At 41.0% G+C, this 845-nt stretch carries 2 pseudogenes; one reads left to right on the forward strand and one right to left on the reverse strand.

Going from position 1 to position 845, the window contains the following annotated elements:
• Window positions 1–230: pseudogene (locus CIK04_RS25305) on the reverse strand (transcription termination/antitermination NusG family protein); the annotation flags it as partial.
• A 300-nt stretch (window positions 231–530) separates the two neighbouring features.
• Here CIK04_RS25305 and CIK04_RS25310 point away from each other — a divergent pair.
• Window positions 531–845 (forward strand): annotated as a pseudogene (locus CIK04_RS25310) (dipeptide/tripeptide permease); the annotation flags it as partial.

Here is an 845-nt window from a genome sequence, read left to right on the forward strand (position 1 = left end):
CACACCTCTGGTTGAACGAACAGTGGTAAACGTAGGGCCTATTTCAAAAATCGAAGCGAACAAAAAATGTAGGAAGGAAATAAGGGCTCACTCTTTGTTTGGCGTTTCCCACGCAAAATTTTTTCAACTTCTATGGTGGGATAGAAACACTCAACACCTTGGTTTTCTAAATGTTGCTTCGCTCGGATCTGCTCTCCGCGCTTACAATACAGCAAATACCACTTTTTCATTTATCACTAGCCATCTATTTTTGTTTATCCTAGCATTTCGCCAGACTATAGGAAATCGCGTGAGTTGCAATCATACAAACCAATACATTTTGTTTGCTAAACGTTAATTCGCAGGACCAAAAATGGAATATTAGTTTCTAACACGTAGAAACCACCCAAGCAAACATGGAAAACCTTATAACAAAAGGTTAAATACAAACCGAACAATCTACTGCCATTTAAAAATGTTTGAGTATTTAAAYAACGAGGAGTATACGTATTCGCCTATAAAAAATTTCATAACTAGAATTAGTCAAACTTATGCCAAACCAACATCAATATTTTGGTCATCCTCGTGGCCTTTTCCTTTTGTTCGGTACTGAACTTTGGGAACGTTTTTCCTATTACGCAATGCGTGCAATTTTAGTTTTATACCTCACCGACACCACCATCAATGGCGGTTTGGGCTGGTCTACCAAAGATGCCCTCGACCTCTATGGCACCTACACAGGTTGGTGTACATTACCCCCTTATTGGTGGCTACCTTCGCTGACACTACTTAGGTCAGCGTCGTTCGATCCTGATTGGTGGCGCGCTAATGGCCATTGGTCAATTCACCCTAGCGCTTCCTGCTGA

It is taken from the genome of Vibrio sp. 03_296 (genome assembly GCF_002265885.1).